Raw genomic sequence first — 21,588 nt, 5'->3', positions numbered from 1 at the left:
TGAGAATTTGGGGCTGGTATTTCTCAAAATAAATGCACACTGCACTGGTGTTCGGGACCTATGGCTACTGGCGATCATCGTGATGGCCGAACCGGGTTCTATTTTCACCGAACGTATGGTCGTGCAACATCTCAAGCATCGCCGGTCCGCTGCGCACGACTATGGCAACGCCGGCCAACAAATCCGGCCGTAAATGAAGCGGAAGAATGAGCCTTGCTGGGGAGGGCAGATCGATCTGCTCGGCTGCGATGATGTCGTCGAGTTCTGGAAGGATGATGCCCAGAACCCCGAAGTGTCCGAGACGCCTATCGGAAGGTAGGTTTCGGGATCCGACGCATTAAAAGCATGCGAGAGATATCGGTTGGAGAGCCCAGGGTCGAATGCCGCGTTCTGCCTCAGCGTCGAGCAGTTCTTCGCCGCCCAAAACAGCCTCAAGGTAATGGCGGAAAGGGGGAGGGCACTTTGTATTTTGTCACTGTCGCCGAATGATCGTCGGCACAGCGAGCAGGTGATGCGCCATTCCAGCAACTGGCTTCGACGAGGGCCGGATCCTTGAGATCATCAGGTCGTCGCCTATTTCGCCTACGCCAACCGCACTGTGCTCGGCATCGGCGTGAGTACCCAAGCGCGACATTCTTGGATTTCCCTCGGCAATTCGGCCGATCCCGACGACTAGTCGCCCAGGTGAAGCGGCGCTTTGCACGGCATTCGCCGCCGCCCGCATGCCCGCATGCCCGCCATGCACTGCATCAGACGTCGCCGATGGCGCTGTTCGACGAACATTCGCGGCTCGTTGGCACTAAACGCGGTGTTGAGGCGGTAATCGCCGAGGTCCGGCAATCCAAGGTGCTGGAACTTTCCCTTGCGTTAAGGTAGCGTCGCCTCCTGTCCTACCGGGTCATTCAAATGAACCGACGCGACGTGATCATTCTCGGTGGCGCTGCCTTGGGCGCAAGCTACCTTCCCAAGGCGGCGGCACAGCCTGCAAGCGGGAGCGTTCGAGGCGCAATTGTCATCGGGGTCGACAGGATCGACGGCCTTGCCACGCTTTCCGCATCGAAGGATGCTGACAAAGTTGCTGCGTGGCTCGGGGGCGAAGGTTTCAAGGTCGAGAAGCTGACCGACGCGAATGGCGGCGCGGTTTCGGTAGACGATGTCTTCGATGCCACCAGCAAGTTTGTGACACCTGGCACCTTCCACGTTCTCGTCATCTACTTTGCCGGGCATGGCTTCGCCACGGGCTTCACCGAATGGTGGATGCTGACAGGCGCGCCGATCAATCCGAACCGCGCGGTGAACTTCTTCGAAAGCCAGACGCTGGCGCAGACCTGCGGCATCCCGACTGTCGTCATCGTCTCCGACGCGTGTCGGTCGCTTCCGACCAACGCGCAACTGTCGCGCGTGAAGGGCGGCCCGATATTCCCGAACACCGCCGATTTTCTGGATCAGGGTCAGGTCGACACATTGAAGGCATGCACGTTCGCTGCGCCTTCGTATGAGGCGGCTCTCGTGGATCGGATCGCTCAGAGGGGCGGCATTTTCACGGAGACGCTGATGGACGCCTTCCGCGCTCCGTGGGACAAAATGACCACGACGCTTGATAATGGCGATGTCGTCGTGAAGAACAGCAGCTTGAAAGAATATCTCAAGGCGGAGACGAACCGGCGGGTGCAGGAAGTAATTGGCCTGACGAAGAGCCAAATCCCTGACATCAACGCGTTCGCCGACATCCATCTTTCCCGAGTGCTTGAACCGACCCGGACGCCACCCGCTCCGTCCACCAGCATTCCGGTGTCGTTCCAGTCTGTCGCCAACGTGGCGCTCAACGAGGCCGGCATCAACATCAGCGACAGCTCGCCGTTGTCGTCCTCACTTTCGAACGCGATCAAGAACAGCGGTGCCTATCGCGATTTCGATACGCTGAAGACGCAGATATCGAGTTCGGCGTTCCCGTCGAGTTTCGAGACCCAGACCGGCCTGTCCGTCAGCGGGATCGATGTCGTCGACATCATCACCCATCCAAGCGTCCAGTCTGAGAAGCTGATTATCGGATTCTCGATTCAGAATATCAGAGTCGATTTCGCAGGCCACTATCGCGTCTGCGATTGCCTGGTTCAGTTCGCGGACGGAAACTTGTCCGTCTTTCCGGTCATCGATGGCTTCATCACCAACGTTTTCTACGGAGAGGTCGGGGTAGACAGCGTGACCTTCGTTCCATCGTCGAACAGCTCTCGGTGGTTTGAATATGGCGACAACAAAGATCGGATCGACAATCTTCACGCTATCGTAGCCAGCGCTTCGGCCCTTGGAGGTTTCCGGATTGAGGGCGATGCATCGACTCGTGCCAAAAATGCGGCACAGATAGCTGATCAAATCAGGCTGATGAAGTCGCTTGATCCGACACTTGGCATCTATGCTGCATATGCCTACGCCCAGGCCGGTCTCCCCGAAAGCGTGAGCTCCGTTTCAAGCTTCATGCGAGACGATCTGGGTTTCGATTTCTTCGACCTCGCAATGCTTGATCGGCGCCGTGATGTCGGAGGCGCCATCCCGACGGCGTTTCCGTTCTGGCCCATGCTTACCCAAGGCTGGGAATATTTGCGCCCCTACGACATCGCATCGCCACATGGCCTTGCGGAGTTGAAGCCGTTCCTCATGCCTTCATTGTGGACGACCCTGTCGGGGGAGGCGAAATCGATCGTTTCTCCGATCGTCAGCGGCCGCCTCCCCGAACCGAGATAGGAGAGGTCATGACCACCCGGCGAACCTTCATGGCAGTCGCGGCGGGCGCGGTAACAGCGCTCTCGATCCCGGAGGCCATGGCGACGGCCAAACGCCTCGTGCTCATCCATGGCCGCCAGCAACAGGGTCTCGACCAGGTCGCGCTCCGCGACAGATGGGTTAAAAGTCTCAGTGACGCGCTAAAGAAGAAGAACTTGACGCTCGCCAGCGACCTCCAGATCGAGTTTCCCTATTATGGCGACGAACTCGACCGGTTCGTCACGCTTTCCAAGCTACCGCTCGTAACTGACATCACTTCGCGAGGCGACGGCACGACGGATGACCTGCTCGCGTTCCAGTCACAGTTCGTTGACGAGATGATCAAAAAGGCGGCCGTGCCGGATGAGTTGGTCGACGAGGAGTTCGGCAACCGGACGACCGAACGCGGGCCGCTCAACTGGGAATGGGTACAGGCAGGGCTCCGTGCGCTGGACCGCCACACCGGCCTCAGCGGACCTATCCTCGCGGAATTCACGCGCGATGTGTACCTCTATCTCAAGGTGGACGCCTGCCGGAAGGCAATTAACGGCATCGTCGGCGCGTCGCTGAACGCCGAGCCGACCGTAGTCGTCGCACATTCGCTCGGAACGGTCGTCGCGTACGATGTGCTGCGTGCGCAGAACTCGGCCACGAACGTGCCGCTATTGATCACGCTAGGATCACCGCTGGGTATCATGCAGATCCGCAATTCCTTCCGCCCGCTCGAGTATCCGCAGGGCGTGCAGGGCTGGTTCAACGCATATGACGAGCGCGACTACGTGGCGCTCTACGCCCTGGATGAATCGAATTTCGCGATAACTCCGGCGATCGAGAATTACGGCGCCGTGCAGAACCAGCCGCCGAGCCGACATGCAATAGTCGACTATCTTTCAAACGAGAAAGTCGCGGAGCGAATATACGGCGCGCTTTAGACGTCAGCGCGCGTCGCCGGCCCGATCGGCGTGCGGGATGTACTGCCAAGTTCTTCCCCGCCTACTTCCCGTAGGCGCTGACCAAGAGCTACGGCAACACGGGCGTCGATGCAGCTGTCTTTGGTTGACAAAGGCCGCGTGTTGCTGGGAACAGTTCTTGTTCCGACCCCGCTTTCGAAGGAAAAGCTGCTGGCGGGAGACTCGCCGGCGGCGTTCGTCGATCCAGCCGGCGATGAAGATGTTGAAGCTGGGTAGAGCAGTTGGTCAGTTTCAATTTTCGGCTTGGTGGTGTCTTTGCCATTCTCTGAAGCGGCTCGAGCGGCTTAGTCGCGTTATTGCAGACCTATGTCGGCCTCTGAGCAATGTTCGAAATGCTGGTGCCCGTAGCCGCCAATGGACATGGTGGCATGGCACAAATACCATCGGCGGAAACTGGCCCTAAGGCATTATCTAAATGGCCGATGAACGCGCCAAACGCCGCCTTGCCGCCATCGCCGTCGCGGACGTCGTCGGCTACTCGCGCCTCATGGAAACTGACGAGGCGGGAACGCTTGCGGTGCTGAAGGAGCGGCGGAAGACCGTCCTGGAGCCGATAGTGCGGAGCCATGAGGGGCGCATTGTCAAAGTCATGGGCGACGGCGTGCTGATGGAGTTCGCCAGCGCGGTCAACGCAGTTGGCGCGGCGCTGGAACTGCAGGAGAAAATGGCCGAGGCCAACACGCTTTTGAATGAGGATCGACGCATCTTTCTGCGCATCGGCATCAATCTTGGCGACATCATCTGCGAGGGTTCGGACGTCTATGGGGACGGCGTCAACATTGCCGCGCGGCTGGAGGCGCTGGCGGAGCCGGGCGGGATCTGCCTCTCGGCAAAGGTGCGCGATGAGACCCGTGGCCGACTCGAGCTTGCTTTCGAAGACATGAGAGAGCAACAGCTGAAGAACATCGCCAATCCTGTGCGTGTGTTTAGGGTCGCGGATTGGGCGATATCTGCGGCCGTCGGTCCCTCGTTGTCCCTTCCCGACAAACCTTCCATTGCCGTCCTGCCGTTCACCAACATGAGCGGCGATCCTGAACAGCAGTATTTTTCCGACGGCATCACTGAGGATATCATCACCGAACTGTCGCGCTCCCGGGCGCTGTTCGTCATTGCCCGAAACTCGTCGTTTCAATATCGCGACAAAGCCGTGGACGTGCGCCGGGTCGGGCGCGACCTAGGCGTGCGCTACGTCTTCGAGGGCAGCGTCCGCAAAATGGGCAGCCGGATTCGCATCACGGCGCAGCTGATCGACGCCGTTCCGGGCAACCATCTGTGGAGCGAGCGTTTCGACCGCGGCATCGAAGAGCTTTTCGACGTTCAGGACGAGCTGACGCAGACCATCGTCGCTACTGTGGCGGGCCGGTTGGAGGACGCCGAAATCAGGATGGCCGCAAACAAGCGGACCGACAGCTTACCGGCTTATGATTGTCTGCTGCGCGGTATCCAGCGTTTGCGCGGCTATGATCCTGACGACAACCGTCTTGCTCGCGAATTGTTCGAGCAGGCAGTGGTCCTCGATCCGCGATACGCGCTGGCTCATGCCTACCTGGCCCTTTCGCTTCTGGTCGAAAATCACTACGGCGGCGTCCGATGCCATCAAACAACGGGCACTGGACATTGCCACGGCGGCGGTCCGTTTGGATCCGCACGAAAGCCGATGTCACACCTTCCTCGGGCAGGTCTACCGATTTCGAGACGAGTACGATCTGGCAACATCGCATCTCGAGCGCGGTTTGGTGCTCAATCCCAACGACTCCGTTGGCCTTGTTCATTTGGCCGCAGTGTTTGGCGTCTCCGGCCGCGCCGAAGAGGGCATCGAACTGTCTCGCCGGGCCATCAGGCTCGACCCCTATGTGAAATTTGCATGGGGCACCCTTGCCATCTGTCTATACGCCGCGAAGCGTTATGAGGAAGCCTTGGCGGCAAACCGGAAACTCGGGCACGAGATGTCCCCTTGGCTGATGGCGCGCGAAGCAGCCTGCCTGGCGCAGCTTGGGCGTCTCGACGAAGCTCGCACTAAAGCCGCAGAGGTGCTCCGCCGCAAGCCCGGTTTCAGCGTGCGAACAGAGATGCCGCACTATAGATATCCAGCCGATGCCGAGCACCTGCGCGACGGCTTGCTGAAGGCAGGCCTTCCCGAATGAAGTGAACGTCCGCCTTGCATCGGTGAACATGGTGCTACATCAAATCCCCCGCGGCAAGGCAACCGCAAAGAAGATCAGACCGACGTAGGTCAATTGATGCACGAATTGATCGGCGCCATGAAGTGCCCAGTATGCTCGCGTGTTGGGACCCGCATGACTCCGCGCCGACAATCCGGCCTTTGTGTAGTCGGTCGCGTAGTGGACCGCGAATTCGGCGACGGACAGGAGCACGATCACGGCCGGCTCCAGTCCGGTAATGAGGAAGGCCGGTAGCGAGCCCAAGGCATGCAGGCCCGCATGGGCATAGCCGCCGGCGCAGCGCAGATCCCCCTTGCCGCGCAACATCCAGCCGGGCTGCAGCAGATAGTCGGCGACAAAGTGCTTGAGCTGGAAGCAGAGAAGCATTGCGAGCGTCAAAGTCATCGTCTGCATGACCATCCTCCATGGTCGAGTGTGTTCCGTTCAGGGAGAGAGCGTATGCACAGTAACCGGCACAGCCTTCCCGCGAATATTGGCGACGCCGAGTGGCCGAGAAAGCAGACGGCTGCCGGCATGCGAAACGGTCATGTCGCTGAGCACGATCTCGACCCCGTATTCCTTGGCCACGCCGACCAGGCGGCTGGCTATGTTGACCGTATCGCCGATGGCCGTGTAGCTCAGCCTTTCGGTAGATCCGACATTGCCGACGATCGCGGTGCCGGTGTTAACCCCGATGCGCACCCTTATGTCGCCGTAGTCCGGCGAAACGGCGGGAAGCGCATGCATCGCAGCCCGGATCGCGGCGGCCGCCCGGCATGCCCGATGCGCGTGATCCGGCACAGCCGTCGGTGCGTTCCAGATCGCCATGACCGCGTCGCCGATGAACTTGTCGACCGTACCGCCTTCGGAGTGGATGGCTTCGACGGCGAGCGTCAGGAAATTGGTGAGATGCGGCTGGACATCCGGGCCGAGCCGCTCGGTGAGTTCGGTGAAGCCCGGCAGGTCGGCGAACATGACGGTCACCTCCACCAGTTTCCCGCCCGGCGCCGGTTCAAACCCGCCGGCGACGAGCGGCCTGACCACGTCGAGCGGCATGTATTTGGCGAAAGCCGACAGGCCGGCAGCCATCCGTTTCAGCGCTTCGGAAAAATCGTTGAGTTCGGCAAGGAATGTCGGAACGTGGCGCACCTGGTCGAGCGAAAAGCGCTCGATTAAGCGCAGTTGAGCAGCCAACGCGCGGATCGGCCGCGCGAAGAGCAGGTTCGAAAACAGCACCGCCGTTGCTGCCGCCAGCACGACCAGGCCGACGACCACGAGCAGAACGCGCTGCGTGTTGCGGTCGATCTCTCCGGCGAAGGTCGAACGCGGTATCGCAGTCAGAAGACGCCACTGCTCGAAGGGAAGCGTGAAGGACGAGACAAAAACCTTGCCGACATCACCGCCATCGACCTGCGTGCGGAATTCATGCGTTTTGGTCACCGAAATCGCCTCATGCGCAGCCGCAGCCAGGGCATCGTCCTGTGGGAAATCGCCCAGATGCGCAGGCATCACGCCGGGTCCGTCGGATGCGGCCAAGACCTTGTCGCCGTCACCCAGTACAAAGGCCCGCCCGTGACCGGACAGCCGCAGACCGCGCAGCCTTTCCGACAGATTGGCGAAGCTCACGGCAACCATGACGACGCCCTGATATCTGCCATAGAGCTCGACCCGTTTGGAGACGACGATCGATGGCTCGAAACCATTGGGCAGAACGTCGACGGTGCTCCGTCAAAACCAACATTCGCGGGGTTGGCGGTCAGCAGCGCGCCTGGCGAGCCAGGCCGGTTCTCGAAGTATCCGTGAGCCGCGAAATTAATCAATCGTTCGGCGACTACGTGCTCGATACGTCGATATCGCCCGCGCCCACTATCATTAGCGCTGCCGCAGGGTCGACACCTAAGGCGCACTGCGGCCGACCCCTGAGTTGCATCCCATAAGAGCCAACTTTTAACAAGCTAACGTCGCCGTCATCCATAGCGATGTCTCATACATCACTAGTTGACTATGATGCATTCTAATGTATGCCTTCAACAGGTAGAAATCATAGCTCAAAGTAGAAAAAGGGCCGACCGGTGATAACCGCACCACAGTTGCGAGCCGCGAGGGCGCTTCTCGGCATCGACCAGCGTAAGCTCGCCGAATTGTCCGGCCTTTCAGTGCCGACAATCCAGCGTATGGAAGCCAGCGAGGCGATGATACGAGGCAACGTCGACTCCCTCATGAAGTTGATCGGGGCGCTTGACGTCGCTGGCATCGAATTGATCGGGGAAGGTGCGACCAGCCTTGCCGGCGGGCGCGGCGTGCGGCTGAAAGCCGACTTCAATCCCGCCAGGATTTCCGGCGGCGGCAATGCAGACGCCAAATTTGGTGTGAGGAGCGTGGCGTGACTGCGGGCGTCGCGGTCCTTTTATGGGGTGTCGCTGCACTCTTGGGAACCTCTGTACTGGCTATTGCTGCCAGTCGAAGCAACTCGGTGACGCACGCCACCTACGGTGCAACCCTTGGCATTTCAGCCATCGTGTTGATGGCTGTCGTCAGTCGCCTCGCGGGCGATCCTGCCGCCCCATCTGTTGCCACGCTGCCACTCGGGCTGCCCTGGATTGGCGCTCATTTCCGTCTTGATGCGCTCTCGTCATTCTTTCTTGTCGTCGTCAACCTCGGCGCCGCCGTGGCCAGCCTCTACGGCCTCGGTTAGGGCAGCCACGAGCAGGCTCCGCACCGAGTGCTTCCCTTCTTCCCGGCTTTCCTTGCAGGCATGAATCTTGTCGTGCTTGCCGATGACGCCTTCACGTTCCTCCTTTCCTGGGAATTCATGTCGCTCGCCTCCTGGGCGCTTGTCATGTCCCACCATCGCGAACAGGACAATACGCGGGCGGGTTACATCTATCTCGTAGTGGCGAGCTTCGGCACGCTGGCGTTGCTGCTCGCTTTCGGTCTGCTGTCCGGTCCGGGCGGGAACTACACGTTTGAAGCGATGAGAGCGGCTGAGCCCACCCGGTTCGTCGCTGGTTCCGTCCTGGCGCTGATGCTGCTGGGCGCGGGCTCCAAAGCCGGCCTGGTCCCGCTGCATGTCTGGCTGCCACTCGCTCATCCGGCAGCCCCAAGCCATGTTTCCGCCCTTATGAGCGGCGTCATGACGAAAGTCGCCGTCTATGGCTTCATACGCGTCATCTTCGACCTGCTCGGTGAACCGGCATGGTGGTCTGGTGTCGTCGTGCTTTTCCTCGGCGGCCTGACGGCGGTCCTCGGCATCCTCTACGCCTTGATGGAAAAGGACCTCAAGCGGCTCCTTGCCTACAGCACCATCGAAAACATCGGCGTCATCTTCGTTAGCCTTGGCCTCGCGCTCGCCTTCAAGGCCAACGCGATGCCGTCGGCCGCAGCACTGGCGCTCACCGCCGCGCTCTTCCACGTTCTCAACCATTCCTTTTTCAAGAGCCTGCTGTTTTTCGGCGCGGGCGCCGTGCTGACGGTGACCGGCGAGCGCGACATGGAGAAGCTGGGCGGTCTTATCCATCGCATGCCGCTGACCAGTTTTGTCTTTCTCGTCGGCTGCGTTTCGATCTCAGCACTTCCGCCCTTCAACGGCTTCGTCTCCGAATGGCTGGCGTTTCAGGCCATATTGCTGAGCCCCGATCTGCCGCAGTGGGGCCTGAAGGTGATGGTGCCCGCAGTCGGCGGCCTGCTGGCGCTGTCGGCGGCGCTGGCCGCGGCCTGTTTCGTAAAGGCGTTCGGCATCACGTTTCTCGGCCGGCCACGCTCGGCGGCAGTGGAGCAGGCGCGGGAGGTCGATCGCTACTCGCTGGCGGCGATGTTCATTCTCGCGGCCCTTTGTCTGCTTGCCGGCATTCTGCCGGGCCTGGTCATAGACGGTCTTTCACCGGTGACGCTTTCGCTGATCGGCAACCGCATGCCGGTGCAGATGGCGCAGCCCTGGCTGTCGATCGTGCCGATCGCCGAGAGCCGCAGTTCCTACAACGGCTTGCTGGTGTTTGTGTTCATTGCAATCTCCGCATCGCTTGCGGCATTCGTCATTCACCGCTTCGCCTCCCATGCGCTGCGTCGCGGTCCCGCATGGGGTTGCGGCTTTCCCGACGTCACGCCGGCCGCGCAATACACGGCCGTCAGTTTCGCGCAGCCCATCCGCCGCGTCTTCGGCACATTCGCATTCCGTGCCAGGGAAAAGGTGGAAATGCCGCCGCCGGGCGCCACCGCTCCGGCACGCCTCACTGTGGAAATACACGATGTGGTCTGGGAAACGTTCTACCAGCCGATCGCCGGCGCTGTCGGGTTTGCGACCGAGAAGCTGAACCATCTACAGTTCCTAACCATCCGGCGCTATCTGACCCTGGTCTTTCTCTACCTCGTCACCTTGCTTCTGGTGCTCGCGCTATGGCCCTGATCGCTGAACTGGCCGTCCAGGGCGCGCAGATGGGGTTGGTGCTTTTGCTGGCACCGCTGCTGACCGGCTTCGTGCGCAAGATGAAGGCAAGGCTGCAGCGGCGCCAGGGACCTTCGCTGATCCAGCCCTACCGCGATCTCCTGCGGCTGATGCGCAAGGAGGTCATCCTGGCCGACAACGCATCCTGGCTGTTCCGCGTCATACCCTACCTGATCTTCGCCGCCACCTGGGTCGCCGCCGCGCTTATCCCGACATTCGCCACCGGCCTCACCTTCAGTTGGACCGCCGATCTCATCGCCATCGTCGCGCTGCTTGGCAGCGCGCGTTTCTTCCTGGCGCTGGCGGGGATGGATGTCGGCACGAGCTTTGGTGGCATCGGCGCCAGCCGCGAGGTGATGATCGCTTCTTTGGCCGAGCCCGCCATGCTTTTGATCGTGTTCAGCCTGGCGCTCGTCGCCGGCGCGACGCAGCTGTCCACCGTCGCCGCCTTCATGGGCTCGCCGGAGGTCGGCCTGCGGGTATCGCTCGGCATGTCGCTGATCGCTCTCGTCATGGTGGCGCTCGCCGAAAACGCCCGCATACCCGTCGACAATCCATCCACCCATCTGGAACTCACCATGGTTCACGAGGCGATGGTGCTGGAATATTCCGGTCGCCACCTGGCGATGATCGAATTCGCCGCGTTCCTCAAGCTGCTGCTCTATACGTCGCTGATTTCCTGCGTCTTCATCCCCTGGGGGCTGGTGTCCGCTCGAGCCGGACCGGGATCTTATGCTCTGGGCGTCGTTGTCTACATCGGCAAGCTTGCCGTGAGCGGCATTCTGCTTGCCGTGTTCGAGACTGCCATCGCCAAGATGCGCGTCTTCCGCGTCCCGGATTTCCTGGGCGCGGCGCTCATGCTGGCCCTGCTCGGCACGCTCTTGCTGTTCGTCTCACGGAGCCTTTGATGAACGGTCTCACCTTCGACATCGCTCATCTGCTCGCCGGCGGCCTGGTGCTGGTCAGCTTCATGATGCTGTATCAGGATCGCCTGTTTGCGCTGATCAATGTCTTTGCGCTTCATGCCGTCGTCCTCGCTTTGTCCGTGGCCTGGCAGGCCTACGTCCAGGACGCCCATCACCTCTATGTCACCGCGGCGATCGCCCTCATTTTCAAGGCGATCGTCATTCCCGTCGGGCTTCACCGCATCATCCAGCGGCTCGGCATCCATCGCGACATCGAGACCGCCGTCGGCATCGGTCTGACCATGCTTGCCGGCATCGGCTTGGTGACGCTGTCCATGGTGCTGATGCTGCGGGTCACGCCCGAAGCCGACCCGCTCGCCCGCGAGGATCTGGCGTTCGCGCTGTCGATAATCTTGCTGGGCCTGCTGGTGATGGTCACCCGCCGCAACGCCGTCAGCCAGGTTGTCGGGTTCATGTCGCTCGAGAACGGCCTGGTGCTGGCCGCCACCGGCGCCAAGGGAATGCCGCTGGTCGTCGAGATCAGCGTCGCCTTCTCGATCCTGATCGCCTTCATCGTCATCGGCGTCTTCCTGTTCCGCATCCGCGAGAGGTTCGACTCGGTCGATGTCGGCGCGCTCGACGATTACAGGGGAGAACGCCGTTGACCGCTCCCTTCGATGCGGTGGCCGCCATCCTGCTGATACCCGTCGGCGCGGCAGCACTTCTGGCGGCGCTGCCGAACTACCGGATGTCGGCGGGCCTGAATGTCGCCGCCAGCTTCTTGACCTTGCTCGCCGCGCTGTCGCTGTTCGTCACCGACCGGCCGCAGCCGGGTCAATACCTGCTCGTCGACGATCTCAACATCGTTTTCATCGTGCTCAACACATTCGTCGGCTTCACCACCAGCGTGTTCAGCGCGTCCTACATTGCGCACGAACTGGAGAGCGGCCGGCTGACCGCACCGAATCTGCGGTTCTATCACGCGATGTACCAGATCATGATGTTCGGCATGAACCTCGCCTTCGTGTCGAACAATATCGGTTTGATGTGGGTGGCGGTGGAGCTTGCGACGCTGACCACCGTGCTGATGGTCGGCATCTATCGCACGCATGAAGCGCTGGAGGCCGCCTGGAAATATTTTATCCTGGGAAGCGTCGGTATCGCGCTTGCGCTGTTCGGCACCATCCTCGTCTACATGGCCGCACAGCCGGTTGTCGGCGAGGGCACCAATGCCATGGTCTGGACGGTGCTTATCGAACAGGCGGCGCGTTTCGACCCGGCTTTGCTCAACGTCGCCTTCGTCTTTCTGCTGCTCGGCTACGGCACCAAGGTCGGCCTTGCTCCCTTGCATGCCTGGCTGCCCGATGCGCATGCCGAAGGCCCGACGCCGATTTCGGCGGTTCTGTCGGGCCTGCTGCTGAACGTCGCGCTCTATGCCGTGCTGCGCTTCAAGCTGTTGCTCGCCGCAAGCCCGGAGGCGATAGCCCCGGGACCATTGATGGTGGCGATGGGGCTCACCTCGCTCATTTTCGCCGCCTTCATGCTCTACCGCCGCCGCGACATCAAACGCCTGTTCGCTTACTCCTCGATCGAGCATATGGGCATCATCGTGTTCGCGTTCGGCATGGGCGGCCCGCTCGCGAACTTTGCCGGCCTGCTGCACATGGTCATGCACAGCCTGACCAAGTCGGCGATCTTCTTCGCCGTCGGCCACATCGCGCAGGTCAAGGGAACACAAAAGATCGCCGACATAAGGGGGCTGACGGAAACCCATCCCGGGCTCGGCTGGGCGCTCGTCATCGGCGTCGTTGCCATTGCCGGCCTGCCGCCGCTCGGCATCTTCATGAGCGAATTCTTGGTCGTGAGTTCGACATTTGCCAGGCAGCCGCTTCTGGCGATCCCGCTGGTGTTCGGGCTTCTGCTCGCCTTCGGCGCCCTGCTGCTGCGGCTGACCGGCGTCGCCTTCGGCGAGCCGCGCGGCAGCACCGCGCCCGTCGAGGCATCCTACGTGCCGGTGTATTCCCACCTGGCCCTGGTGTTTGGCGCCGGTGTCTACCTGCCGGCGCCTCTGGTCACCTGGTTCCAGCACGTCGCGACCATTTTGGGATGAAGCGGATGAGCAAAAGAAAGATGCCCGCGCTGATAGACCTCATCGAGGCCGGCCGCGCTGTCGAACACCATGCCCCTTGGCGACGCGCCGTGGTGGCTCCCAAAACCTGGAACCTTGCCGTCGAGCAGCTTGCCGAGGGCCGCTGGAGCCTGCTCGGTCTTTGGGGCGAGCCGGAGACCGTCCACATGGCGCTTCTCGACGCGGCCGACATCGGTGTCATCAGCCTGAAATGCCCCGGCGGCCGCTACCCATCGGTCGGCCAGCGGCATCCGCCCGCACTGCGCCTCGAACGCGCCGCCGCGGACCTGTTCGGGCTGCTGCCGCAGGGGCTTCCCGATCCCCGCCGCTGGCTCGATCACGGCCAATGGGGCATCAGTCATCCCCTGGCAGCGGGTGCATTGGCAGAGGCGGCATCGGCAACCCGGACCCCGCCGCCGGCCGCGGCATACCGCTTCCTGCCCGCGGAAGGCGAAAGCCTCCACCAGATCCCTGTCGGACCCGTGCATGCCGGCATCATCGAGCCCGGGCATTTTCGCTTCACGGCAAGCGGCGAAACAATTGTCCGGCTGGAAGAGAGTCTCGGGTATGGGCACCAGGGCATCGAGGGCCTGATGGCGGGCTCGCCTGTCGAGCGCGCGGCCAGACTGGCGGGCAGGACGTCCGGCGACAGCACCGTGGCCTATTCGCTGGCCTTTGCCCGCGCGGCCGAAGCCGCACTTGGTGTCGAGGTTCCCTCGCGTGCCGTCTGGCTGCGGGCGCTGATGGCCGAACTGGAGCGTCTTGCCACCCATCTCGGCGATATCGGCGCCATCTGCAACGACGCTGCCTTCGCGCTCATGCATGCCCATTGCGGCGTGCTGCGCGAACGTGTGCTGCGCGCCAGCGATGCAGTCTTCGGCCATCGCCTGATGCGCGACCGCATCGTGCCCGGCGGGGTGGCAAGCGATCTGGGCGAGGCGGGGATGACGGCAGTCCGGTCGCTGGTCGCGGAGATCAGGCAGCGGTTTCCTCATTTGGTCGAACTCTACGACAACACGGCGTCGCTGCAGGACCGGACCGTCGCGACCGGCCGGCTCAAGCCGGAGCTTGCCCGCCAATACGCAGCGGGCGGCTATGTCGGCCGCGCCTCCGGCCGGGATTTTGACGCGCGGCGCAGTCCGGGCTATCCGCCCTATGACGAACTCGCCTTCGACGTCCCTGTCCTCCAGGAGGGCGACGTGAATGCGCGCGTCTGGATCCGCATCCGCGAGGTCGAGCAGAGCCTGTCCCTGATCGAGCAGATTCTCGAACGGCTGCCCGGCGGTCCGATCCGCGTCGGCATTCCCGAGCCAGATGAACCGCGTGAAGGCATGGCGCTGGTCGAGGGGTTCCGGGGCGACATTCTGGCCTGGCTGCGCATTGGCGCCGGCGGCATGGTCGAGCGCTGTCACGTGCGTGACCCGTCATGGTTTCAATGGCCGCTGCTTGAAGCGGCGATCGAGGGCAACATCATCGCCGACTTTCCGCTCTGCAACAAGTCGTTCAACTGCTCCTATTCCGGCCACGATCTCTAGACCATGATCTCGAATCGAAGGTCAGCGAAAGCAAAAAGTGGAAACCGGTTTTCGGAAAAGATCATGGTCAAACAAAAAGGCACGCGGTCATGCGAAAGCTTCTTTTCGAAAGCCTAATAAGACCCCCTCTCATCGAGCGTCCGCCGGCGGCGAGCGACAGTGCGGTCGACGAGCTCGCGCGCGCCCTCGACGGCACTGCCCGCAAGAGGCTGGGTCGAAGCCTGTCGATCCGGGCGGTCGACGCCGGTTCCTGCAACGGCTGCGAACTCGAGATGCAAGCGCTCAACAACGCCTTCTATGACTTCGAGCGCTTCGGCCTCCGTTTCGTCGCCTCGCCGCGCCATGCCGACGTGCTGCTCGTCACCGGGCCGGTCACAAAAAACATGCGCGAGGCGCTGAAGCGAACCTGGGACGCGACACCCAACCCCAAATGGGTGGTCGCACTCGGCGACTGCGCCAGGAACGGCGGCTGTTTCGCCGGCAGCTATGCCGTCGTGGGCGGGGTGTCCGAGGTGTTGCCGGTCGATCTGCACATACCAGGCTGCCCGCCGTCGCCGGTGGAAATTCTGAAGGGGCTGCTGGCGCTGCTTGACGGGGTGAATCCAGGAACTGGAGCTGCCCGGAGTTGATGCCGGCGAACTCCCGTGCGGCAATCGGCAAGACGAAGCCCGCAAATGCGTGGTTCCGCCCGACGGACCCGCCTCAACCATGCCTATCCGACCTATCCAGGCTCCCCCTGTGCGGATCAGATTGTGAAAACGCGCCGAACAGTGACCCCAGGCATCAGAACTCTCAAGTGTCTGATTCAGCTGCTCTTTCCGGATTTTCGGAGGGTCACAACAGACTGGAAGTCCTTCAAGAAAGACGTCAAAACGATAACCGAGTTGCTCGGCCTGTATCGAGGCAAGGACGTGCACTGACAGTTCACAAATAGGGGCAGGGTAAGCCGGCTCGACGAGCTGGCCATTGGGACCTCATCTCCAAGAACTTCGGCCGGCACCGGGCCCGCAATGATTGCTGAAGAGAACTCGGCGGTGGCGAGGCATCTCTCTAATCACCGGGCAAACTGTAAGAGGGGCATCGGCGATCGATTAGATTGCAAAATCGGGATGTAGCAATGAGCCAGCCTCATCAATTGGCGCGGGTGGCGCTCGGGCTGGCTGGGACCTTTTCAAGCGTAGTTCCTGAACAGTCTCATCCGATTGATGAGAATGGCTCATCAATCGGATGCCAATTTGAGGCGCTAATCCCCAATGGGCGCCTCGACTATGTCTGCCGTGACGGATCAACTCCGTATCTGGCTGATTCATCGATGGCTCGGTAGCGGCTGACCACGGACAGACGGCCGGACTGGAGAAGCATCCAAGGGAAATCAAACAATCCCGCTGGGGCGCCGCACGCCGCCGTGGCGGGCGGCCGTCGTTCTGCGGCCGCTGCAGGCTCGAGGTAAAATGAAAATGCTGGTACAAGTCTCTTCTCTCAGCCCTGAAGCCGAGGAACGGTCCGCGGCGTGGGGATGGGGTCTTTGCGCTGTCACTAGGCGCCTTCGCATTAATCGCCTCCGCGTTCATGCCGGTCAGCCTGCTGACGCCGATCGCGGCCGACCCTTCAGATCACCGAGGGTCAGGCTGGACAGGCGATCTCGGTGTCCGGCGCCTTCGCCGTTCTGACCAGCCTGTTCATTTCCTCGCTGGCTGGCCAGCTCGATCGCAAGATGCTGCTGCTGGCGCTGACCGGCCTGATGATCGTCTCGGGCACGATCGTGGCGATAGCTCCGAACTATGAGATTTTCATGATCGGGCGCGCCTTCATCGGCGTCGCGATCGGCGGCTTCTGGTCGATGTCGGCCGCGACGGCGATGCGGCTCGTGCCGGAACATCAGGTGCCGCGGGCTCTGGCGATCCTGAATGGCGGAAATGCGCTTGCGACCGTGATCGCCGCGCCGCTTAGAAGCTTCCTCGGCGGCCTCATGTCAGGGAACAGGCTCCGCGAACCGCTGGCGAGTGCGGCGTTTGCGCAATCCTCGACCGTCAGGAACCCGATGTTACCTTGATCCGCTTTGCCGCTGCCTCCGGAGCTCTCGGGATGGCGAGGTGAAGCACACCGTGCCTCAAGTTCGCCTCAATTCCATTGATGTCGAAATCCCCGGAGAGAGTGAACTGCCGCTCGAAGTCGCCGACCGCGTACTCGCGATAGGCCTGGCTGTAGCCTTCGGGGGCGTTCTCTTCGACTCGGCCATAGATCAACAGCACCCGCTTCTCCAACGTGACCTCCAAACCCGCTGAGCTGACGCCCGGCAGATCCGCAACGACAACAAGGCCGGTTTCGGTCTCGTAGATGTCAACCCGTGGTACGAAGACCGGCCTCTCATGGGTCCGCTCGCCCGCGTCCTGCTCCGCGGACAGCTTTCCCTCCAGTTCCGGTTGGCTAGTCAGCGCGGCCTGAGACTGCTGCCTGCTCTCGCCCTTGGTTCCAGCTTTGGTGGTCTCTCGCTTAGCCATGGCCCGCCTCCTTACTCGCCTTCACATTAATGCGCTTGGGCTTGTCCTCTTCAGCGCGAGGAAGATCCAGAGTCAGCACCCCATTGACGAGATCAGCTGCAACCTTGTTCGGGTCGACCACAAACGGCAATGACACGGTGCGCACAAACCGGCCCCGACCACGCTCACGCCGGTGGTATCCCTGGGCTTCCTCAGTTTCGGTGTGCCGCTCTCCGCTGAGCGTAACGGAATCTCTGTGCGTTAAGATGTCCAGGTCTTCTGATCTTACTCCAGGCAGTTCGGCGGTGATGATGACGCCGTCCTGGTTTACGAAGACATTCACCGCCGGGAATTCCACTCGGCTCACTTCGTCTTGGAGGCGGCGTATGTTGCGGAACGGATATACGCGGTATTGCATTCGTGCGACCATTGTCTCCTCCCAAAGCCGTCCTGATAAAGCCCTCGGCTTATCTCGATATACAGCTGGGCCATCGCCGCTTTTTACCGTTCAGGCTGAACACGATCCACGCATCGGTGGTGCGGCATGGAGCGAGGAGTGCCGAGCCCGCGGCTCCCACCCTCCAGCTCTGAATTTAACTCCAGAGTCGCCTAGGTAGTGCCGCGGGTTCGTCCATCATGTTTCACCGGCAATCTGGTTCACCTCCCTGAATTCCCATTCGCTTGAACGGTTCTCCATGGCGTATCACCAGTTGTCTCCGCATGATGACGAAAAGAATGCCCAGATTGACCCTTTGCTGCTTTGATCTGAATCAATTCGACAGCTCATTGGAGGGTTCCGTCACCAATGCCGAGCTGCACCGGCCATCGAGTGCTTCTCCGCGTCGCTGCGGCGCGAGCGGGGCCAGCGGCAACCGTGGTGAATTCCTACATTGGGCGAAAGTCGCAGGAGTTTTAGGCGCCAGACAGGAGACGGAACGCAATGGCTAGCTGCGCTGCAGCGGAGCGATCTTGAAGACTGGATCCGAGACGAACTTGTCGTCCCGCAACAGGACGCGGAAAATTTGCTCTTCACCGATATGGAATTGGCACGCGTCCGTCTGATCTGCACCCTTCACTATGAATTGGAAATCGGCGTTGACGCGCTGCCGGTCGTATTGTCGCTGATCGATCAACTATACGAAACACGGCAGCGTCTACGATCATTGAGCGCGGCCGTAACGACGCAGGACAAGTCCATTCAGGCCGCAATCATCGCTGCGATGGAGCGGGACAGCGGCAGCTCTGCGCCCGGCAGGGAGGCGATATGATCGTGAACACAATCCAACGTGTCGCAAGCGAACCGGGCCATATCGGCCCTGCTCAACCGGAACGGACCGACAATCACTCAGTCGTCTTGCCGTCGAAGTGCTCTTTCGATGCCTCGGCAGCTAACTTTGTGGTGTGCACCGTTCCGTCGGCGTGGTTAGGGGGCGCGTACAGCGTGTAGAGCTTCAGGGTCTCGTCCCCAGTGTTCTTGATATTGTGGCGGGCACCAGCTGGAACGATCATCGCGGTCCCGGTCTTGATCTCGCTGATGGTGCCATCGATCGAAATCTCGCCGTTGCCTTTCTCCAGACGGAAGAACTGGTCGCGATCGTTGTGAACCTCTTCGCCGATTTCCTCACCCGGTCTCAGGGCCATGACAACCAACTGCATCTTCTTGGCCGTGTATAGCACTCTTCGGAAACTCGAATTTTCTTCCGTCAACTCTTCGATATCGTCTACAAAACCTTTCATTGCGAACTCCTTCCTGGATAGACAAGCGCCGCGTGGCAGGTTCTAGGACTTTCCGGATCACTGCTCCGCCTCGAACTACTCCCCGTACCGTCCGCGGCATTGATTCAGGACAAAAGACCATGAACCGTTCGGTCTTTTAAAGAGACCCCGCACCGGTGGCGGCGCGATCTCTCAAGCGAAAGATCTGCCGGCGGCCGAAACGGGCAGGAAATTCGGGCACGGTTGATCCTGCTTGACCTGCGTCAATGTGTGGCCGGTTCGAAAGCAGTATTCCTTGCGCAGTGGCGACCAGTTTATCGCCCTTGAGGGCTGCGATATGACAGAGAAGTTGGCTAAGCGGGTCGGCTCACATTCGCCTGCCGCGTACGACAATGCCGTATTGCATACCGCGGCGGAATGCGAGCGAGAGGAGCTCGCGCGCCTGAGGGCTCTGCTCCGTCAAAAGCACCACCTGATCGAACAGCAGAATCTCGCAGCCAAAGAGGCCGAACACAGGATGCTGAACGATCTGCAGATCGTCGCGAGCCTGCTTGCTGCGCAAGGCCGGGCTTCAGGAAATGCCGTTGTCGTTTCGCAACTTGCCGTCGCGGCCAGTCGTGTCGTCACAATCGAGCGCATCCACCGGCGGCTCCATTCCCACGACGGGGCGCAACGAATTGCGTTCAAGCGGTATCTTGAAGATCTCTGTTGCGAATTCTCAACGCTGTTTTCCGAAGATCGAACTCGGGAGCAGATGATCAGCGTGGAGGGAATCGAGGCCGACCTGCCCGCTGTCACTGGCATTTCGCTCGGATTCATCGTGAACGAGCTGGTTACGAACGCGATCAAATACGGCGCGGGGCACGTCATGGTCAGGTTAGAGCCACAAACCAGCGGGGGCTATGCGCTTTCAGTTTCCAACGATGGCCATGCTTTACCAGAAGGATTTGAACCAGCCGCCACCAAAGGCCTGGGAATGAAAATTATTCGATCTCTTGTCGAAAGGATCGGCGGGGAATTGCGCGTCGGCTTGGGTGACAATGGGCAAGGTTCGCGGTTCACCGTGCTTTTTCAGTAATGGCAGGTAACCGTCGAAGCAATCGTAGCGCGAGAAATCCCCGTCGCCTGCCGGCAGATCGGAGGGCCGCTCGCCTCAAAGGCATCGGTTGCCCCAATATCTCGCTGGCCGACCGCCCTCTTGACAAGCTCGATGCCGACCTTGCCGGAGGTCCTCCGAACGACGGTTTCGGAAGAACGGACTCTCCTGACTATTTCGCGATTGGCCGCATCCTGTGGACAAAGTGGTTGTTGCTGCGATCCGAACCGGAGAATCATTGACCCGTGCGGAACGCCACATGACCCTTAGTAGCCAGAACCGTCCCGTGCGCGTTCGGGCGAAACGGTTCTGGATTAACCTCATCTTATCCGGAATTCTTGCGCCGGCTTGATTCATGTCAATCGCCACACTGCTGGCCCAATATCATAGCGTTGCCAGAACGTGGCATGGCAGGCCGTTGGAAACGGTTCAGTTCTTTGGTCCACGAAGAGGAGCGGACGCTATGGGAAGTACAAGCGACAAGGCTGCCGGACTTGCAGATCAGGCAGCCGGAAATGTCAAACAGGCGGTCGGCAAAGCGATCGGCAATGAACGGCTGCAAGTTGAAGGCGCGGTTCAGGAAGCCAAGGGTAAGGTGCAGAAGGCTGTTGGCGATATGAAGGCAGTCGCGAAAGACGTCACCGACACCGCGGCAGCCGCTATCAACAAGAAGCTCTAATTCGAAGCGACCTGACAGGAGCCAGCATCTTCCGGCCGGGGTCGATCTTTGCTAACTCGTCTGTATCGGTTCGGCCCCAGATCAGGCTTGAGCGAACCGAGCCACAAGACGACCGGCGGATGGCGGCTGTCCTGGCAACACTCACACCCGGGATCATGAGGGCTGGAATAAATTAAGCTCTTACGATCCGCCGGGGGAGCAGACGGATGTGGGCGACGAGGAGCCAAGCCACGGCGCAGGCGACTGTGTGTTCGAAGTCCTTTGCGAGGCGCCGGCGGCCGTTGCCTACTCACAGACGGACCATGCTCGCAAAGTTCGCAGGGCAGCACAATGAACTTTGACGAGATGCGCGGCATGATCGACGAGGTGAGGGATCGCTCGTATACTCGGTTGAGCTCGTCAAGAGTCTTGGCTATCTCGACCCGACGCCATCGGTTCCGCTTAAGCACTTCAGTTTAGCGTGTTCCAGAAGGGGCGATGATCAAGCTGGTTGAAACGCCGACGGCCTATTTGCGCCGAACGTAGTTACTTCATCCAACTCCCTTGACGCAGATCAACGACCTCGCGCTGCAGAGCGCTCAATGTCGCCCCGAGCACCCGAATGCGAGGTGTGAAAGGATATCCGATGTCAAAGTTGTCGATGTGTGCAGCCGTAGTGGTCGCGGTTGGAGCAGCATTCATTTCATCATCTCACGCGCAGCCCCAACAAGGGATG

At 60.9% G+C, this 21,588-nt stretch carries 18 protein-coding genes and 3 pseudogenes; 15 read left to right on the top strand and 6 right to left on the bottom strand.

Going from position 1 to position 21,588, the window contains the following annotated elements:
• Window positions 1-906 precede the first annotated feature (906 nt).
• The 4 genes from MAXJ12_RS18635 (at window position 907) to MAXJ12_RS38925 (ending at window position 5,875) form a co-directional block, all read left to right on the top strand.
• Window positions 907-2,742: a caspase family protein gene (locus MAXJ12_RS18635; protein WP_008837510.1), complete on the top strand. Its 1,836-nt coding sequence runs from the start codon at window positions 907-909 to the stop codon at window positions 2,740-2,742.
• Between the two features lie 8 nt (window positions 2,743-2,750).
• A complete protein-coding gene (locus MAXJ12_RS18630; protein WP_008837509.1) occupies window positions 2,751-3,692 on the top strand; it encodes a hypothetical protein in 942 nt (313 codons plus the stop codon).
• Between the two features lie 454 nt (window positions 3,693-4,146).
• Entirely contained in the window at window positions 4,147-5,640 is a 1,494-nt protein-coding gene (locus MAXJ12_RS35310; RefSeq protein WP_008837507.1) for an adenylate/guanylate cyclase domain-containing protein, read from the top strand.
• 7 nt (window positions 5,641-5,647) lie between these two features.
• Window positions 5,648-5,875 carry a hypothetical protein gene (locus MAXJ12_RS38925; protein WP_244421525.1) on the top strand — a complete coding sequence of 76 codons (228 nt, stop codon included), beginning with the start codon at window positions 5,648-5,650 and terminating at the stop codon, window positions 5,873-5,875.
• 39 nt (window positions 5,876-5,914) lie between these two features.
• Here the strand turns inward: MAXJ12_RS38925 and MAXJ12_RS18620 are convergent, their stop codons facing one another.
• Complete coding sequence (locus tag MAXJ12_RS18620; protein WP_008837505.1) at window positions 5,915-6,307, bottom strand: DUF3307 domain-containing protein; 393 nt, start codon at window positions 6,305-6,307, stop codon at window positions 5,915-5,917.
• Window positions 6,308-6,337: 30 nt separating this feature from the next.
• Window positions 6,338-7,528 (bottom strand): adenylate/guanylate cyclase domain-containing protein, encoded by a 1,191-nt coding sequence (locus MAXJ12_RS18615; RefSeq protein ID WP_008837504.1) that lies wholly within the window; start codon window positions 7,526-7,528, stop codon window positions 6,338-6,340.
• Window positions 7,529-7,965: 437 nt separating this feature from the next.
• Here MAXJ12_RS18615 and MAXJ12_RS18610 point away from each other — a divergent pair, with 437 nt between their 5' ends.
• The 8 genes and pseudogenes from MAXJ12_RS18610 to MAXJ12_RS18575 all read left to right on the top strand — a co-directional run.
• Window positions 7,966-8,280, top strand: coding sequence for a helix-turn-helix domain-containing protein (locus tag MAXJ12_RS18610; RefSeq protein ID WP_008837503.1), 315 nt, complete (start codon window positions 7,966-7,968; stop codon window positions 8,278-8,280).
• Window positions 8,277-10,295: pseudogene (gene hyfB / locus MAXJ12_RS18605) on the top strand (hydrogenase 4 subunit B). Before MAXJ12_RS18610 ends, hyfB begins: the two are co-directional and overlap by 4 nt.
• A complete protein-coding gene (locus MAXJ12_RS18600) occupies window positions 10,286-11,242 on the top strand; it encodes a respiratory chain complex I subunit 1 family protein (RefSeq protein WP_008837502.1) in 957 nt (318 codons plus the stop codon). Before hyfB ends, MAXJ12_RS18600 begins: the two are co-directional and overlap by 10 nt.
• A complete protein-coding gene (locus MAXJ12_RS18595; protein WP_008837501.1) occupies window positions 11,242-11,904 on the top strand; it encodes a hydrogenase-4 component E in 663 nt (220 codons plus the stop codon). Before MAXJ12_RS18600 ends, MAXJ12_RS18595 begins: the two co-directional genes overlap by 1 nt.
• A complete protein-coding gene (locus MAXJ12_RS18590; protein WP_008837500.1) occupies window positions 11,901-13,349 on the top strand; it encodes a hydrogenase 4 subunit F in 1,449 nt (482 codons plus the stop codon). The genes MAXJ12_RS18595 and MAXJ12_RS18590 overlap by 4 nt, the downstream gene beginning before the upstream one ends.
• Window positions 13,350-13,369: 20 nt before the next feature.
• Window positions 13,370-14,902, top strand: a complete 1,533-nt coding sequence (locus MAXJ12_RS18585) for a hydrogenase large subunit (RefSeq protein ID WP_040586804.1) — start codon at window positions 13,370-13,372, stop codon at window positions 14,900-14,902.
• A gap of 89 nt (window positions 14,903-14,991) precedes the next feature.
• Window positions 14,992-15,531, top strand: a complete 540-nt coding sequence (locus MAXJ12_RS18580; RefSeq protein WP_008837498.1) for an NADH-quinone oxidoreductase subunit B family protein — start codon at window positions 14,992-14,994, stop codon at window positions 15,529-15,531.
• A gap of 828 nt (window positions 15,532-16,359) precedes the next feature.
• Window positions 16,360-16,874 (top strand): annotated as a pseudogene (locus MAXJ12_RS18575) (MFS transporter); the annotation flags it as partial.
• Between the two features lie 58 nt (window positions 16,875-16,932).
• Here MAXJ12_RS18575 and MAXJ12_RS18570 read toward each other — a convergent pair.
• Both MAXJ12_RS18570 and MAXJ12_RS18565 read right to left on the bottom strand, forming a co-directional pair.
• Complete coding sequence (locus tag MAXJ12_RS18570) at window positions 16,933-17,403, bottom strand: Hsp20/alpha crystallin family protein (RefSeq protein WP_008837495.1); 471 nt, start codon at window positions 17,401-17,403, stop codon at window positions 16,933-16,935.
• The gene (locus tag MAXJ12_RS18565; protein ID WP_139043937.1) at window positions 17,396-17,812 is read right to left on the bottom strand and encodes an Hsp20/alpha crystallin family protein; all 417 of its coding nucleotides are present in this window, start codon (window positions 17,810-17,812) and stop codon (window positions 17,396-17,398) included. Before MAXJ12_RS18565 ends, MAXJ12_RS18570 begins: the two co-directional genes overlap by 8 nt.
• A gap of 460 nt (window positions 17,813-18,272) precedes the next feature.
• Between MAXJ12_RS18565 and MAXJ12_RS18560 the strand changes: the two genes are divergently transcribed.
• Complete coding sequence (locus MAXJ12_RS18560) at window positions 18,273-18,650, top strand: chaperone modulator CbpM (RefSeq protein ID WP_008837493.1); 378 nt, start codon at window positions 18,273-18,275, stop codon at window positions 18,648-18,650.
• Between the two features lie 73 nt (window positions 18,651-18,723).
• Here the strand turns inward: MAXJ12_RS18560 and MAXJ12_RS18555 are convergent, their stop codons facing one another.
• Entirely contained in the window at window positions 18,724-19,119 is a 396-nt protein-coding gene (locus tag MAXJ12_RS18555; protein ID WP_008837492.1) for a cupin domain-containing protein, read from the bottom strand.
• A 274-nt stretch (window positions 19,120-19,393) separates the two neighbouring features.
• Here MAXJ12_RS18555 and MAXJ12_RS18550 point away from each other — a divergent pair, with 274 nt between their 5' ends.
• Entirely contained in the window at window positions 19,394-20,176 is a 783-nt protein-coding gene (locus MAXJ12_RS18550; RefSeq protein WP_139043936.1) for a sensor histidine kinase, read from the top strand.
• Between the two features lie 373 nt (window positions 20,177-20,549).
• Window positions 20,550-20,873, top strand: coding sequence for a CsbD family protein (locus tag MAXJ12_RS18545; protein ID WP_341872538.1), 324 nt, complete (start codon window positions 20,550-20,552; stop codon window positions 20,871-20,873).
• A gap of 172 nt (window positions 20,874-21,045) precedes the next feature.
• On the opposite strand, the pseudogene MAXJ12_RS38920 reads toward MAXJ12_RS18545, so the two are convergent.
• Window positions 21,046-21,147: pseudogene (locus tag MAXJ12_RS38920) on the bottom strand (IS5/IS1182 family transposase); the annotation flags it as partial.
• Between the last annotated feature and the right edge of the window lie 441 nt (window positions 21,148-21,588).

The sequence above is a fragment of the Mesorhizobium alhagi CCNWXJ12-2 genome (assembly GCF_000236565.1).
Lineage (GTDB): Bacteria > Pseudomonadota > Alphaproteobacteria > Rhizobiales > Rhizobiaceae > Allomesorhizobium > Allomesorhizobium alhagi.
This window is presented reverse-complemented; position numbering and strand designations above follow the sequence as displayed.